Source organism: Nitratireductor sp. ATLC21 (genome assembly GCF_057196525.1).
This window is the reverse complement of the sequence record NZ_JBXUOU010000003.1, coordinates 347,335-362,894: the sequence shown is the minus strand read 5'-3', so window position 1 is coordinate 362,894 and position 15,560 is coordinate 347,335. Positions and strand designations below refer to the sequence as shown.

The following is a 15,560-nucleotide window of genomic DNA, read 5'->3' as shown; positions in this document are numbered from 1 at the left end:
ACCGGGGATGCATATCAAACGAGCATTGTCATCGGATTTTCGATGACCTGTTTGAAGGCGGCGAGGAGTTCGGCGCCGAGCGCCCCGTCCACCGCGCGGTGATCGGTCGACAGCGTCACCGACATCACCGTCGCCACCTTCACCTCGCCATCCTTCACCACCGCCCGCTGCTCGCCAGCACCAACCGCAAGGATCGTCGCATGCGGCGGGTTGATGACGGCGACGAAGTCCTTGATGCCGAACATGCCGAGATTGGAAACGGCCGTGTTGCCGCCCTGATACTCTTCCGCCTTCAGCTTGCGCGAGCGCGCCCGTGTGGCAAGATCCTTCATCTCGTTGGAAATCGCCGACAGCGTCTTCTCGTCGGCACGACGAATGATCGGCGTGATCAGGCCGCCGGGGATCGACACGGCAACGCCCACATCGGCATGTTTGTGCTTCACCATGGCGCTCTCGGTCCAGGAGACATTCGCCTCCGGCACCATGGCAAGCGCCTTGGCATGCGCCTTGATGACCATGTCGTTGACCGACAGCTTGTAGGCCGGCTTCTCGCCATCCTCGGTCTTCACCTTCGGCGCGGCATCGTTCAACTGCTTGCGCAGCGCCAGAAGCGCGTCGATCTCGCAGTCGAGCGTCAGGTAGAAATGCGGGATGGACGACTTCGCCTCGACCAGACGGCGGGCGATGGTCTTGCGCATGCTGTCATGCGGGATGAGCTCGTAGGAGCCTTCCTCGAACAGTTTCATGACCTGATCGTCGGACATGGCCGGCTGTGCGGACGGAGCGGCAGCTGCCTTCGCTCCGCCATCCTTGCCAGCGGCTTCCACATCGGCCTTGACGATCCGGCCTTTCGGGCCGGAGCCCGAAATCGCCGCAAGATCGAGCCCAGCTTCCTTCGCCAGACGGCGCGCGAGCGGAGAGGCGCGAACGCCTGAAGACGCTTCCACATTTGCTGCCGGTACAGCCGCAACGGGCGCGGCGGCCTCGACGGGGGCCGGCGCTTCGGCCTTTGCGGGCGCCTCGGCTGCCGCTTCGGCAGGCGCAGAAGCCGGTGCATCGGCCACCGCCTCGCCCTCCTCATAAATCCAGGCGACAACCTCACCGACGGCAATATCGACGCCTTCCTTGCCGGTGATGTTTCGAACGATGCCGGCGGCAGGAGAGTCGATCTCCATGGCCGCCTTGTCGGTCTCGATCTCGAACAGGAGATCGCCCTTCTTCACGGTCGCGCCTTCTTCCACATGCCAGGAGGAGATGCGGCCGGTCGCCATGTCCATGTCGACCTTGGGCAGGATGACTTCAACGGCCATGTCAGCGCGCTCCCGTGACAAGATCGCGGGCCGCCGTGACGATGCCGTCGACCTGCGGAACCGTCGCCTTTTCCAGCTCCGGATTGTACGGGATCGGCGTTTCCGCGCCGCCCAGACGGACAACCGGTGCGTCGAGATAATCGAAGGCCTCGCTTTCGGCGATCATGGCGGAGATTTCCGCGCCGACGCCGAGCGTTTTCACGCCTTCATAGACGCACATCAGACGGGACGTCTTGCACACGCTATCGATGATCGTCTGGCGATCCATCGGGCGGATCGTGCGCAGATCGATAACCTCGACGTCGATACCCTCTTCGGCAAGCTGCTTTGCAGCGTCCAGCGCCTTGTGCACCATGATCGACGTGGCGACGATGGTGAGATCAGCGCCCTCGCGCCGCACCTCGGCCTTGCCGATCGGCACGGTGTAATAGCCTTCCGGCACTTCACCCTTCATCTTGTAGAGGAGCTTGTGCTCGTAGATCATCACCGGATCGGGATCCTCGATGGCCGCGAGCAGCATGCCCTTCACATCGTGCGGGGTTGCCGGCTGGATGACCTTCAGACCCGGCACATGGCCGAGCCACGCTTCAAGGCTCTGGCTGTGCTGTGCGGCAGCACCCGTGCCGGAGCCCGCCGGAAAGCGCATGACGACCGGCACCGAAACGGCACCACCCAGCATGTAGCGCATCTTGGCGGCCTGGTTGACGATCTGCTCCATGGCGAGCGTCGCGAAATCGGAGAACTGAAACTCGAAGATCGGGCGCATGCCGGTGACAGCGGCACCGACTGCGACACCTGCGCCGCCCAGTTCCGAAATCGGCGTGTCCATGACACGGTCGGTGCCGAAACGCTCGACCAGATCGCCGGTGACCTGAAAGGCGCCACCGTAAACGCCGATGTCCTCGCCCATGAGGAACACGCGCTCATCACGCTCCATGGCTATAGCCATGGCTTCCTGGATGGCCTGCGCGTAGCTCAGTTCACGCGTGGCTGTCTCGACTTGCGCGTCCATCAGGCCTGCTCCGTGTAGACGTATTTCTCAAGATTGGCGACTTCGGGCATCGGGCTTTCCTTGGCAAACTCGATACCGGCCTCGATCTCTTTGCGGACGGATTCGCGGATGTCCTCGATGCCTTTCTGATCGATGACACCGAATTCCATCAGCTGGGATTCGAAGGCTTCGATCGGATCACGCTCGGTCATCCACTCCTCGATCTCTTCCTTGGTGCGGTAGCGGTTGCGGTCGCTCTTGGAATGGCCGCGGTAGCGATAGGTCTTGCATTCGATGAGCGTCGGACCCTCGCCATTGCGCGCGCGCTCGGTTGCCTCGTGCATGGCCTCGGCGACATCCGACACGACATTGCCGTCGACGATCACACCGGGCATCGCATAGGCGGAAGCGCGGTCGGCAATGTTGGGAACCGCTGTCGCGCGGGCGACGGAGGTCGACATGCCATAGCCGTTGTTTTCGCACACGAAGATCACCGGAAGCTTCCAGATGGCCGCCATGTTCAGCGCCTCGTGGAACGCGCCCTCATTGTTTGCACCGTCGCCGAAGAAGCAGACGACCACATTGCCGGTCTTCATCTTCTTTGCGGTCAGCGCAGCACCAACGGCAATCGGCAGACCGCCGCCGACAATGCCGTTTGCGCCAAGATTGCCCGTCGACACATCGGCGATGTGCATGGAACCGCCGCGGCCGCGGCAATAACCGGTGGTCTTGCCGAAGAACTCGGCGAACATGCGCGAGACATCCGCACCCTTGGCAATGCAGTGACCATGCCCCCGATGCGTGGAGGTGATCTGGTCTTCATCGGTGAGGCCAAGACAGATGCCGACGGCACTTGCTTCCTGCCCGATGGAAAGATGCATCGTGCCGTGGATCAGGCCGCGCATATAGCTTTCTTCCGCGCCTTCCTCGAACTGGCGGATCAGATACATCTTGCGCAGCGCATCGCGCAGCTTTTCCTGATCATAGTGCCTGTAGATGAAAGGCTGGTTGGCGCCGTCTTTTTTTGCGGCGCCCTTCTTGGCCGTGGCCGACATATTCATGCTCCTGTCTAGCCGTAAACGAGCTTGTCCTGACGCGCGCGCAGCTCGGCGATCTTGGAACCGGCCGGCGGTGCAGCATTCTCGGACGTGATGAGTTCACCCTTCTTGATGGGTTTGGTGACCGTGCCACCCTGAAGCAGGCCGCATGGGATCGCCTTGGAAGCGCGGGCTTCGGGAACCGTCATGATCCAGGCGCGGTAGCAGTATTCGCCGATCGCATCGAGCGTGTCGCCCGGCTGCATGTCCTTCTTGGCAACGGCGCAGACTTCCGCCACCGGCTTGTCCAGCGGCACCATGTCGGCCTTGCCATAGAGCACCACTCGGGCGCAGGTGAGTGGCACTTCCAGCGAGGTCAGGTGATAGGGACGGTGGAAGGTGAAGTAAGGCCCCTTGCCCATCTTCAGGTCTTCCATACGCTCGGAAATGCGCGGATGCGACATGTCGGCCACAACGAAGACGCCGGGCGCAACACCCTTGCCGATGGAATAGTCCACCACGCCGACGCGCGACAGCACACCGCCATCCTTTTCCGGCACCAGCACGGAAGAAAGTTCATCGAGCGTCGCCTTGGGGCCATGCATGCCCGGCTTATCCGGCACGAGGCCCGTGGCATTGGCGATTGCCGCCATCTCGACCATGGTCTTGGAACCGTCGACAAACTCGACCAGCATGCGCACATTCATGTTGCGGCGCGCTGCTTCCTCGGCATAGTCGTCCGGGATCGCATCGATGTTGAGCGGGTTGTTCTTGCCCTTGCCGGCAGCGACGATGGGATGCCCCATGGCCGAAACGAACTCGATCAGCTCCATACAGGAAGACGGCTCGTCGCCGGCGCCGAGCGAATAGGTCACGCCCAGACGATCAGCTTCGCTCTTGAGATAAGCGCCGATGGTGACATCCGCCTCGACATTCATCATGACGAGATGCTTGCCATGTTCCATGGCCTTGAGACCGATCTCCGCGCCGACAGCCGGAACGCCGGTTGCATCGATCACAACATCGATCAGATCGTTTTCAAGAAGAAGATCGGCATTGTTGGTGACGGCCACCTTGCCGCCTTCCATGGCCGTGGTCATAGCCGACTGGCTGTCCACTTCCTTGGCATGGCCTTCTTCCTGATAGGCGATATCCACGGCACGGCTGGCCGCAGGCAGGTTCAGCTCCGAAATGGCGCCGATTTCGATACCCGGCATATGAGCCACGCGGGTAACAATATCGGTTCCCATTTCGCCAGAGCCCACAAGGCCGATACGGATCGGCTTGCCGGATTTGGCCCGATCCTCGAGATCCCGGGCAAGACCGGTAAGCGCAACATTGGCAGACATTTCTGACCACTCTCCCAGATGGACGTTTCCTCGACCCGAGGCTTATTGAACATCTGTTTTGGTGTCAATACGAATGTCCACTCATTTGACCCGCTGCGACAGTGCCATGGCCTGCCCCTCATGGCTGCTGGTTCACGAGACAGACAGTCCTGCAAACCAGATCGTAACATTCCAACATTTGTGAACGCTCTGTTTCAAAATTCCGATCTGACAGAACGAACAACCACTCCCTAAATGAGGAACCAGCAGGGGATCACCCCATGCTGATAGTAATATCATGATTTCCCTGACGGGAATGTGAATGGCTTGTTGAAAGCTATTAGGAGTTTTAAAATGAAAACTGTTCTTTCTGCCCTCGTTATTTCATCTTTCGTTGCCGCTCCCGCATTTGCAATTGAGCCAATTAAGGGAAGCATCAATTTTGATGGTCCTTCTCAGGAAACTCTCAGCAAAACCCCGGTTGGCTCAGTTCTTAAGCACCAATTTACTTCGAACGGAAATGATTACGTTGAGATTTATGTGGTTGGCGCGGACGGTCGTCCGGAGCTCGTGAGCCGCACAATCTCGAACAACAGCTAATACTTGCGAAATCAATTTAGAAAAGGCCCGGAGATTATCCCGGGCCTTTTCCTTTGCGTCTCAAATTTACGACGCGACCGAGTAGTTTTTTGGAAAGACTACTTGTTTCGCAAGACCACACAGGGCAGGCCGCCTTTGCGGAACTGATCACACACCTTGACCGCTTCCGCACGGCTGCCCGCACCGATGCGCACGGCATAAATTCCACGCCACCCTCGAGAGGAGCGCACTCTCGTGATGACGGGCTCATGATTTCTCAAAAGTGTTGAATGTCGACGCAACACCATCTGCCACAACCTGATCGCCACATCACGGCGAAAATGTCCTGCCACCTGTACCCCCCAAGGTTGCGTATGGGTGCTGGTCATGGCCATCACGGCACGAGCTGAAACAGGCAGTTCGCGACAAGCCGCCTCAAAAGACTTTTCCGGGTGTAGAGGTTCGACTTCAATGACAACCTGGCGATTGGAAAACGTATCGGCCGGCGCACCCAAAATCGCCATGACGTAGTTCTCGGTTTCCAACGGCAGAAACCCGCCTTTGTCGAGCCAGCGGGACACGCGCCCTTCCCCGGCATTGTATGCTGCAGCGGCCAAGCCCAGATTTCCGAACTTTTCTCTCAACTCCGCCAGATACGCGGCCGAGGCCGGTATCGCCTTCTCAATGTCGAATGCATCGTCCAGCCCGCGCAGCGCCGCAGTGCCCGGCATGAACTGCGCCACGCCTTCAGCCCCCTTCGGGCTGACAGCATTGGGATTGAAGCGGCTCTCCTTCCATAGAAGCCTCGCCAGAAATGCTGGATCCAGCAGATTTTCTCGGGCATTGACCTCTACCAGCCGACAGATCGAGGCAATCAGTCGGTTCTTCTCGGTCTCGCCGGATGCTTCCTCGGCCCCTACGGCAGAGATCCCCAGCAGAAACAGCCCAAAACAGGCAAAAAGCCTGAACTTTCTGCAAGGACGCGGATACCGCATCGCCAACCCCTCTCTTCAAGAAAAGCCTATGCCGCGCAATGCAGTCGGACAAGGTCTCGATTCGCCCCGTCATCTGGCTCTCCAATTTGGGAGAGGCAGAAAATTAGCGGCCCGAGAAATGTCAGGGGACAGCCAAGCCCAATCCGTGCAGACAAAGTCGGGATCCCATGAACATCTCCTCGCCGATGAACAATACCAATGAAGAGTTCGACCGATATTACGCCGATGAAATCAAGCCGGGCCTCGTCCGCGCAAACCAGCGGCGGAAAAACAGGATGCGGGTTGTGATCGGCCTGGCCGCTGTCGGCGCCATCGGGTTCTGTGCCATCGCAGCCCTCGCATCGTTGGGCCTGGCCAATCATCCGGGCGCGTTAGCCGCCTTTGTCGTGGGGTTCGGCGGTCTATTGGGGGCAGGGCTTTTATATCGGGGCCTTACCAACGAGTATAAGCGGGTTCTAACAGGAGGCGTCTGCTCCTATCTGGGTTTTGACTACAAACTTGGTGGCTTCGATTTTCCGCTGGCTCGCTTCCATCCACTTCTCCCGCGTTTTACAGGGGCCAAACTGGAAGACCGGATAAGCGGCCGAGTAGGAGATGTGAACTTCGAGCTATGCGAGGGGAAGCTCTCCAGAAAAGACGCCAAATGGCGCAGCATCATGCTTGCCTACAGCTTCTCAAAACCATTCAAGGGCAAGACCTGCGTGGTCGCAGACACTGATTGGATCGGCAACGCAATCGAGCGATTGCGTCAGACTGGTGAAAAGGTCCGACTTGAAAACCAGGAATTCGAAGAGCGCTTTGAGGTGTTCTCCACCGACCAGCTTGAAGCCAGATATCTTCTCACGCCACGTTTCATGGAGCGGATCCTTGAGCTCACCCGACATTTTAACAACAAGCGCGGTGTGGCACTGGCATTTCAGGAAAGCCAATTACTGATAACCATACGGATCGGGTCGATGGCCCGCCGTTTCGAGATCGGAAACGTGTTCGGTGAAGTCCGGGACGGTAAAGAACGGGCCTATAAAATTCTGGCCGAGCTCAATCTGGTGGCCGACATAGTCAGCATCCTTGGTTTGGCCGGTTCCAGACCAGCAAAGACCGTCCAGGGCAAAAGCGTGGACAGTTGACCGCGCAACCCGCAAAGCCTCTCTTATTGGCTATCGGTGCTGATTGAACGCTCGAGATTTGCCTGCGGCCGCATGCTTTTGCGGAGCGGCCACGCCCAGGCAACAGCATATGCCACAAGCGCAACTCCAAAGCCGAGAAAGGCAGCATAATTCAAATCGATTCCCACCAGGGTAAGGCTGACCGCTACGCCGAGATTCAATGAAAGAACCGCCGATGCAGAGCGAAGATTGCGCAAGAGCAACGCGGCTAGCACAGCAGGCAGGAACACCACGAGTGAGCTGAATGCAGCGATGATGGAGTTGAGAAGAGGTCCCAGCGCGTAGGCGACGACGGCAAGCAGGACAAACAACATCAGCACCATCAACTGGAGCTGGCGCAACGTATAGCGTGTCTGCTTCAGGCTGGTAAGCAACGGCATGACGAATGTGTCCATTGTGGACATGAGCACCGCAATAAGCATGACATCAGCCAGCCAGGCCCAATTAGCCGGCATGGTTTCGCGCAGCACTGTGAGAACCTCTTCACCGGCATGGCCTTTGAGCCCCAACCAGACGATACCCAAATAGCAGAAAAGGCACAGCGGGGCGGCAAGCAGAAAGGCTCTTCGCGCGACGCCCGGGGCTCTGGCCGTGGCCATTCTTTGCCAATTGTCGATCGCAAGGACAGCACTGACCGGAATGAAGAGCCAGACGCCGACAAGCAGCGGAAACTTATAGGGTCCCAGATCGAAGGGGTTTTCGATATGCGGTGCGCCGCCGGCATTTGAAACCGTGAGCACACCGAGCCCTAGAAGAATGACGCCTGCCTGAAAGACATCCGTCTCTGTTGCCACACGATACCCGCCAATGGCGGTATAAATCCCAGTGAACGCGCTCGCCAGAACCAACGCACCCAGGTTCGAAACCGGCATAATCGCGGATAAAATGGCGGCTAGCGCCAGAAGCTGCACCGCCGTGCGCAACAGGAAGACGAAAGCGATTGGGATCCACACCGCCAGCGGATGACGAACCCTGTGCGCTGCAACGATCAGGTCAACCAGCCCGTGAACGCCGTATTCTTGTGACTGCCGGTGAACACGCGGAGCAATGGCGCCACAGATTACGAGTCCGAGTGCATACGCAAACGCAAGGGATACGCCGAGTATCGGGCTTGCGTCCGAAAACAACAGAAGCGCTACAAACGTGCCTGCACCGATATTTCCACACACGATTCCGGCGATGGTCGCAAGCAATCCGGTTCGTCCTGAATTGAAGATGAAGTCATCCCGTGTGGCGTTGCGTGCGCGCATGAGCGCATAGACGAGAGGCGCAAACAGGACAAAGACGATCGGGGCGAGTTCAAACAGGTCGGAAGGCGAATGCATTTGAGATGGGTATCACTCATCAATACGAGCTAGCCAGTTTTACTGCAGTTTAAATGTGGTTCCCACCCATTCTGGCAGATTTGCATGCTCCCTCATTTGGGGGACGCGATCACGCCCGCGCGCGGCTAGGTCTGACTGCACAATACCAGGCACCGTGGCTGGAAAGGCATTCGGAACAGGCATGATCACAACCATTCTTATAATAGCAGCAGCTATACTCTTGTTCATTTACCTGCAGAACCGTCTGGCAGCAGCGAAGAACGCGGTGGCCAACGGTTACTCAGGCATCGATGTTCAGCTCAAGCGCCGTCACGACCTCATTCCTGCTCTGGTTGACGCGGTGCGGGGCGCAATCTCGCAGGAGAATCGAGTATTCGACGCACTGCTGGAAGCCCGGCAAACCGCAATGCATGCGCGTTTGAGCGACATCGAAACAGTCCAAAAAGCAGAAAGCGGCTTATCCGCCGCGCTCCATGCCTTCCTTGCATATTCTGAAGACACGCCGGAGATCAGCTCAACGGAAAATGTGCGGGAACTTCAAAGGCAACTGGAGGAGACGGAAGACCAGATCAGCGCGTCAAGGCGGCTCTACAACGCCAATGTCGAACGCTACAACACGCTTCTCGACGCGATCCCATCGAATTGGGTTGGACGTGCGATGGGGCTTGAACATGCAAAGCCTTTTTCCCTCACCGCCACGGAAAGTGAAGCCGTCCGTGCGATGCCCGAAATCAGTTTGCCAGGCAGCCGTCCATGAGTGCTCGCCGGCACTGGGATCCGTTTGAAGGGGAGATTTTGGTCGAGACGCCAGATGCTTCCAACACCCGGCAGGGCGTAGTGCTTCCGATATGGCTAAAGCGTCTCCCCCTCCCATTCGCGCTTCTTGGTATGGTCTGGACAATGGTGGCGGGCGTCATGAGTGACAGCTTTCCCATTGTTCCCGTCGCCATCACCACGCTCGCCTTTGGCTCGATATTTCTGGTTGAAATCTTGGAGAACGCTGATGGCCGTCGGCTCGTTCGCCGTGTGAGCTTTGCGCGAGAAAAAGGCTGGTCCTACACTGGAAAGTTTCTCGAATGGCAGATGGCGCGAACCCCTGTTCGCGACTCCGAAGGCAATTACGAACGCCGTTCGCAACGTGTGAAACCGCCGAGACTGGAGAAGATCGAGGCGCGCATACCCGAACTGACCAGGTTACAGGCAGGATCCTTTATGGGAGTTCGGCTCGATGGTGAGTTCTGGGGCGAGAGCGAACAGGATCATATGCCTTTGTGGGTTGCGGTGGGCGCCATGCAGATGGAGGCCGGGCTCGGCACGCCTGAAATGCGAAGGGATGCACGCGGCGGCAGAGGCGGCTTTGGCCAGTTCTTCTCGCTGCTGGGTGCCTATCGGATCGATCGGAAAACCGGGATTCGCGCTGTGATCCGCCCGGAGAACATTGTCAACAAGGGACCGCTGGATCGCGACATCAAGACGGAATCGATACAGTTCAACGAGAGATTTCATATCTCGGGCCGACCGCTATCATCCGGCAATGGGCACGACATTGCACAGGATGTCTTGCGCATTCTCACACCGGCAACCCAGGCCACAATGCTTGATCTGGAAACCCGTTTTCACAATGTCGGTTTCATCGTGGACGATGATGTGCTGTTCTTCATGGCGCAGGATACCCTGGTTGGAGAAAATGCTTCCGAGGGTGGCATTGATCGCCTCTTGCCTGGCATGTTGGAAGAATTCGAAGCAGCCAAGCTTTCAATCAAGCGCTATGTCGAGTGATCTCGCCATCGCGCCCTCCCCCATCAGCGAAGCAAGCTCCGACCGCAGTGTTGTGGGGTCGCTTTCCTCCTCAGCGGACCTTTTCTATAGTCCTCCCCAGATGGCATAAGGGCTGACAGCGCCATTCAGGTGCAGTTCACACGAGCACGGGTAAACAACCTCAAAGTTGTTTCAAGTGCTGCGGATGTCTGAGTGGCTTGGGGGATGAAACATGGATGCCGCCTTTCTGGTTGGAGAAGACAACCAGCCCTTGCTTTTGCGCAAGTGGGTGGTCGACCCGGGGCATAGGTCCACGGGGGGCGTCAAAGCGGTTTTTCTTGGCCATAGCCAGCCCACCCACTCAGGCATGCTCTCTGATCTGGGGTCAGCTTTCCAGAAATTGGGATGGAATGCTTATTCAGGAGATGTGCGCGGACATGGCAAGTCCACAGGCCGCCTGAACCCTCTGGGCCACCTGGACTATAAGGACGGGTGGCAGCGCGCCGTGGCCGACATGCGGCTTTTCTATGAAGCAAGTTTCGCCGATATCCCATGGGAGCATCGCCTCGTCGTCGTCCCTAACATCACCGCTCTTCTAACACTCGAAGTGCTCAAAACCTGGCCGGACCTTGCGCGCCACATCGTGCTGATATCTCCGCCACCGAACCAGCGTGCCATCGCCATGTTCGGCAAAACCTTCTCACAGACACGCTGCAAGCTCGGCTCCGCGGATACGCCTGACGAGCAGTCGCTACATCATCTCTACGCCTTTCTTGGCTCACATCTGAAGGAGCGTCGGCATCCCGCAGACGTGATGAGCGCGGATCGCGCCTTGATTGATTCCGTGATCGCCGACCCTTTGGGATGGCCCACGCCTACACCTTCCTATTGGTACAACATCTTCTCGGGCATGCTCTCGGCCTGGAAGTGGCCAAAAGGCGCATCGGTTGTTCCCGGCACACGTGGGCTGATCTTGTTTGGTGGCGAAGACGCCATGTTGCGAGACGGTGGCTTTCTCCCGCCTGTCGAACGCTTCCTGGAACGGGTGGGTTTTGACGATATCGCCTCAGCGCGCATCGAAGGAGCTCGCTCAGCTCTTTTCCTGGAAGAAAAACGCTTCGGGATTGCGGAACGCATCATCCAGTGGGTCGGCGAGGAGTGGCACCCGGAAGAAGGGAGCGACGAGATCGGTGTCGCAGAACTCACATCCGAGTTGCTCGCCATGACCGGGAGCCTCGGATCAGCCGAAGACATGAACCCCGGCGAACTCGTTGAACTTTGCTACAATGCAATAGACGATGAAAGCCGCTGGAATGAGATCATCTATCGCATGATTTACGAGGCCGAACGCTCCGGCGATCTGGCCGAGGCCGCTTTGCACAAGCGTATACTTTCGTTGATGCCCCACTGGGAGCGTTCATTCAATCTCAACCGCCAGGTCATGATGAACGCCACGCTAGGCGTGCTGCTGCAATCGGTCATTGAACGACTTCAGATCGGTGTCGCAATACTCGACAGCGAAGGGGGATTGCTTCATTCCAACCGAACCTATTTCGAGGCACTGTCCCGATTGTTTCCCACCAGCGAACTATTGGACACTGATCAACGCAGCCTGAATCAGCTCACCCGGGAGCTATTGACCGGGGAGTTGATCGATACCGCCAGCCGAAAGGGCAATCGCGAGACGCTTATCGTTCACGATGATGTCCCGGTTGGTTTCCGCTTTCATCCGGACGCCCTGAAGCAAACGAGTCTCCAGCGGCAGGGGCCCGCTTCCGTCCTGGTGCTTCGCACAAGCGAAGAGCGAAAACTCGCTGCGGATTCGCGCCTCGCGCTGGTCGAGCTTGCTTATGGTTTAACAGGCAAGGAAGCCGAAATCGTGCTTCTGATCGCCGGTGGAAAATCCCCCGAAGAAGCCGCCGAAACCCTTGGCATTCTGGTAAGCACCGTGCGTGGACATTTGAAAAAGGCATTTTCGAAAATGAACGTCCACACCCAGTCGGAGCTGACCTCTCGGATATTGTCTGGACCGGTGGGCTGGCTTGGTTAGAGCCGGGTACCAGGCGGCAGCTCGTCATTCACCGGTTGGGGTTGGCCAGATGCGACATGATCCGAAGCGCATCGTTCAGTGAGATCCCCATTTCGTCACAGGCGCCGGGTGCATTGGTGGCGCATGCCGCCAACGGCCATTCATAGGAGTATTCGGGCAGACCCAGACGATGCAGCGCCTCATGCGGCGTGAGGCCCGAGGCAGCCCCCTTGCAACCAAACGCCGCAGCGCATGCCCACAGCTCATCCTGCTCTCGCGTGAAAGAAGCGATTTCCGCATTCGTGAATTTCTCACCGGACAGTCCGCTCTCTTCCTCGGTGAACGACATATCCCCGCCGCTGTCGGTAGCCTCATCCTCGGTAAACGACATGCCTCCGTCTTTCACGTCGACCGAGAGATCCTGTCTTGACCCCTCCTCTTCGGATTCGGGCTCTGGATTTCCGTATACCTCCTGATAGGCTTCACGGGCATCTTCTGCAGTGTTGTGCCCTGTCAGGACAAGCGCTTCATCCTGCGAAACCGCCAATCCCTCGCACCCGAGGCCTGCCGCGCACGCCAGGGCGTCGTGTTCCGCCACAGAAGCCTCGTCGAACTCCACTGCCTTTTTGCCGCTTTCGGAACCCTCCACCCGCTCGAACAGGCTATCTTTACCCTGGGGCTCATCGGCGGCGCTATCAGCCCGCCCTTCGCCTGCCTCATTCGAAGGTTCCGGCTCCAGAGCATCTGCATCTCCGTATTGCTCTATGTAAGCCTCACGTGCGCCTTCGGCGTCATTGTGCCCCGTCAGGACAAGCGCGTCATCTTGCGAAACTGCCAATCCCTCGCACCCGAGGCCCGCCGCACACGCCAGGGCGTCGTGTTCCGCCACAGAAGCCTCGTCGAAATCCATTTTGCCGCTTTCGGAACTCTCCACCCGCTCGAACAGACTGCCTTCCCCTTCAGCAGACGGAGCAACCCCCTGCGCCCGGGCCGGAGACATCGCCACCGCCCAGCAGGTGAGCATCATGCATGCGTGAACGAGGGCAGGACGGCGCCTCATGATTTTGGAACCTCTATGGCGAACCGATCAAACTCAAAATGGCTCTCCCCGGGCACGGCCTTGTGCCCATGGCCACCCAGCACACTGGCTGCTCCCGACAAACGAAGCATGGTGATGGATTCGGTGGTGTAGTCCAGCGATTCCCCAGTGGCAGGGTTGCGCATCTCCAGAGAAGCGGTGATTTCCCGGCCGCGACGTTTCAGGAGCAACCGCGCCCCATCCTGCCCCAGAGCTTCCACGATGACGTCCCCGCGCGCCCGTCCCTCCGCATCGCAAACACCGTCGACCCATGGTCCACCAAAGAGGTTGGTGTCGAAAGACGTTTTTTCGGGGTCTTCCTCAGTTCCCGAAATCCGGAGAAGCGAGAGGTTCAGCAGAATGCCGCAGCCCTTTGGGTCCAGCCACATATGTGCGCCTACCTGATCATGGGCGGCGTTGAACAGCGACAACGTGACCCCCTCACGCATGGTCTGCACATTCAGCTTGAAATCGAGAACAAGATCGAAATCACCCTCAGGCAAAGGATGGTCCAGAACGAAACGGTTGGTTGCCTCGGCCTTCTGGAAATGCGGTGCCTCTCCAATTGCGGCGACGAAAAGGGAGCCAGAAGGCGTAAACGCCGTTAGCTCGGGAATGGGGTTTTCCGCCCGCCATTCCGCCTTCAACGCCGGGCCGTCAAACGTCTCTTCAAATACGGTTTCGACAGATGGCTGCGAAACCGGTGTCGGCGCAGGCGCCGCGGTCTCGGATTCCCGAACCGCCTCCTTGACCGCCGCGACGAAACTCTGGGCGTCATTTGCGGGATAGTAGGTGCCGTTGCCGTTCTCGGCGATGCATTGCAGCGCCGAGTGCTCTTCCTCATTCAGATCGAAGCCCACCACGTGAACCCGCGTATCGATTCCAGATTCTGCCAGCCGGGCAGCCGCGGCACAGGGATCGCCCCCACAGGTTTCCAATCCGTCCGAAATCAAAAGAACACTCGAGGACCGGCCGGATTTCGGCATCACGGATGCCGCCTGCTCCAGTGCGTTGGCGATCGGGGTTTTCCCGAGCGGTGAAATTCCTTCTATGGCGGGAATGAGCCGGCCCGCGGCATAATTGGCGACTGGATAGAGAACCTCCGTATCCGAACAATCCCCTTCACGCCGATGGCCATAGGCCATGAGCCCGACATTTGTCGACGGATCGAGATCACCCACTATGCCAGCCAGGGCCTGGCGGGCTGTCGTGATCTTGGCGACGCCTTCCATCTGACCCCACATCGAACCCGACGCATCGAGAATGAGCAGGAGGTTGCGTCCATCGGGATTAATGCCATTTCCGGGCAGGTCACCTTCTTCCATTCCGGGGACGATGACCGCTTCCTGACCCTCCTCAGCGTCGGCGGCCGTAGGGTTCCCGCATGCGAAAGCGCACGGAATGGGAAACCCCGCATTCTGGAGCGTGACCTCGCTTCCTGTATCGCGCCTGAGGTCTATCCCGAGATCGCTTGCCAAATCGGCCAGCGACCAGTCGTTGTTTTCCGAGTAAATATCGGAAATCTGCCAGGCATTGTCCGGCTGTACCGGGACCAGCGTGTAAAGGAATCTCTGGCGCTGCCCGAAATTCACGAGTTCGACTCGCACCTGGGCCGCACCGCGCAGGATTGGCGCATCGGTGTCTGCAAAGACCTCGATACTGGAAATGTCGTAGTCCTGAGCGTTGTATACAGGATCGAAGCCAAGGCGGCCCTGCAGCCCGTCGACCGCCAGCACATCCACCACATAAGGTGCCGCCGCCCGCGCATCGTTGAGCAGCGGACCTTGCATGCTGTCGAGATGCGTCCTGTGCGCGGTGATGAATTGCTCCACCAGAGCAACGGCAGCGTTGACGTCCTGAGCGTGGGCATTTCCCCCAAGGACAACCGCCAGGGTGGTGGTCAGTCCGCAGAGAGCGATTCTTGATTGTCGAAACATGGCCGGAATTCCCATCATGATGGCCGC

General features: G+C 58.5%; 13 protein-coding genes. 5 read left to right on the top strand and 8 right to left on the bottom strand.

Features of this window, described 5'->3' with window-relative positions; genetic code table 11:
- Positions 1-14: 14 nt before the first annotated feature.
- Genes AC2CHD_RS16180 through AC2CHD_RS16165 form a run of 4 tightly spaced genes read right to left on the bottom strand, consistent with a single transcriptional unit; the run spans position 15 to position 4,687 of the window.
- Entirely contained in the window at positions 15-1,310 is a 1,296-nt protein-coding gene (locus tag AC2CHD_RS16180) for a pyruvate dehydrogenase complex dihydrolipoamide acetyltransferase (RefSeq protein ID WP_484554507.1), read from the bottom strand.
- A gap of 1 nt (position 1,311) precedes the next feature.
- Complete coding sequence (locus AC2CHD_RS16175) at positions 1,312-2,322, bottom strand: alpha-ketoacid dehydrogenase subunit beta (RefSeq protein WP_484554506.1); 1,011 nt, start codon at positions 2,320-2,322, stop codon at positions 1,312-1,314.
- Positions 2,322-3,356: a thiamine pyrophosphate-dependent dehydrogenase E1 component subunit alpha gene (locus AC2CHD_RS16170; RefSeq protein ID WP_484554505.1), complete on the bottom strand. Its 1,035-nt coding sequence runs from the start codon at positions 3,354-3,356 to the stop codon at positions 2,322-2,324. Before AC2CHD_RS16170 ends, AC2CHD_RS16175 begins: the two co-directional genes overlap by 1 nt.
- 14 nt (positions 3,357-3,370) lie before the next feature.
- Positions 3,371-4,687, bottom strand: coding sequence for an NAD(P)H-dependent oxidoreductase (locus AC2CHD_RS16165; RefSeq protein ID WP_229449575.1), 1,317 nt, complete (start codon positions 4,685-4,687; stop codon positions 3,371-3,373).
- A 333-nt stretch (positions 4,688-5,020) separates the two neighbouring features.
- Between AC2CHD_RS16165 and AC2CHD_RS16160 the strand changes: the two genes are divergently transcribed.
- Positions 5,021-5,266: a hypothetical protein gene (locus tag AC2CHD_RS16160; RefSeq protein WP_229449574.1), complete on the top strand. Its 246-nt coding sequence runs from the start codon at positions 5,021-5,023 to the stop codon at positions 5,264-5,266.
- 98 nt (positions 5,267-5,364) lie between these two features.
- Here the strand turns inward: AC2CHD_RS16160 and AC2CHD_RS16155 are convergent, their stop codons facing one another.
- Positions 5,365-6,240, bottom strand: coding sequence for a lytic transglycosylase domain-containing protein (locus AC2CHD_RS16155; RefSeq protein ID WP_484554504.1), 876 nt, complete (start codon positions 6,238-6,240; stop codon positions 5,365-5,367).
- 167 nt (positions 6,241-6,407) lie between these two features.
- Between AC2CHD_RS16155 and AC2CHD_RS16150 the strand changes: the two genes are divergently transcribed.
- The gene (locus tag AC2CHD_RS16150) at positions 6,408-7,367 is read left to right on the top strand and encodes a DUF3137 domain-containing protein (RefSeq protein ID WP_484554503.1); all 960 of its coding nucleotides are present in this window, start codon (positions 6,408-6,410) and stop codon (positions 7,365-7,367) included.
- A 23-nt stretch (positions 7,368-7,390) separates the two neighbouring features.
- Here AC2CHD_RS16150 and AC2CHD_RS16145 read toward each other — a convergent pair whose 3' ends face one another.
- A complete protein-coding gene (locus AC2CHD_RS16145; protein ID WP_484554502.1) occupies positions 7,391-8,731 on the bottom strand; it encodes a sodium:solute symporter family transporter in 1,341 nt (446 codons plus the stop codon).
- A gap of 181 nt (positions 8,732-8,912) precedes the next feature.
- Here AC2CHD_RS16145 and AC2CHD_RS16140 point away from each other — a divergent pair, with 181 nt between their 5' ends.
- From AC2CHD_RS16140 to AC2CHD_RS16130, 3 genes are all read left to right on the top strand, one after another.
- A complete protein-coding gene (locus AC2CHD_RS16140) occupies positions 8,913-9,488 on the top strand; it encodes a LemA family protein (protein WP_229449571.1) in 576 nt (191 codons plus the stop codon).
- On the top strand, positions 9,485-10,510 hold the full coding sequence (locus tag AC2CHD_RS16135) for a hypothetical protein (RefSeq protein ID WP_484554501.1): 1,026 nt from the start codon (positions 9,485-9,487) through the stop codon (positions 10,508-10,510). Before AC2CHD_RS16140 ends, AC2CHD_RS16135 begins: the two co-directional genes overlap by 4 nt.
- Positions 10,511-10,721: 211 nt before the next feature.
- Positions 10,722-12,539, top strand: coding sequence for a serine aminopeptidase domain-containing protein (locus AC2CHD_RS16130; protein ID WP_484554500.1), 1,818 nt, complete (start codon positions 10,722-10,724; stop codon positions 12,537-12,539).
- A 28-nt stretch (positions 12,540-12,567) separates the two neighbouring features.
- On the opposite strand, the gene AC2CHD_RS16125 is transcribed toward AC2CHD_RS16130, so the two are convergent.
- On the bottom strand, positions 12,568-13,578 hold the full coding sequence (locus tag AC2CHD_RS16125) for a hypothetical protein (protein WP_484554499.1): 1,011 nt from the start codon (positions 13,576-13,578) through the stop codon (positions 12,568-12,570).
- The gene (locus tag AC2CHD_RS16120) at positions 13,575-15,533 is read right to left on the bottom strand and encodes a vWA domain-containing protein (protein ID WP_484554498.1); all 1,959 of its coding nucleotides are present in this window, start codon (positions 15,531-15,533) and stop codon (positions 13,575-13,577) included. The genes AC2CHD_RS16125 and AC2CHD_RS16120 overlap by 4 nt, the downstream gene beginning before the upstream one ends.
- Positions 15,534-15,560 lie beyond the last annotated feature (27 nt).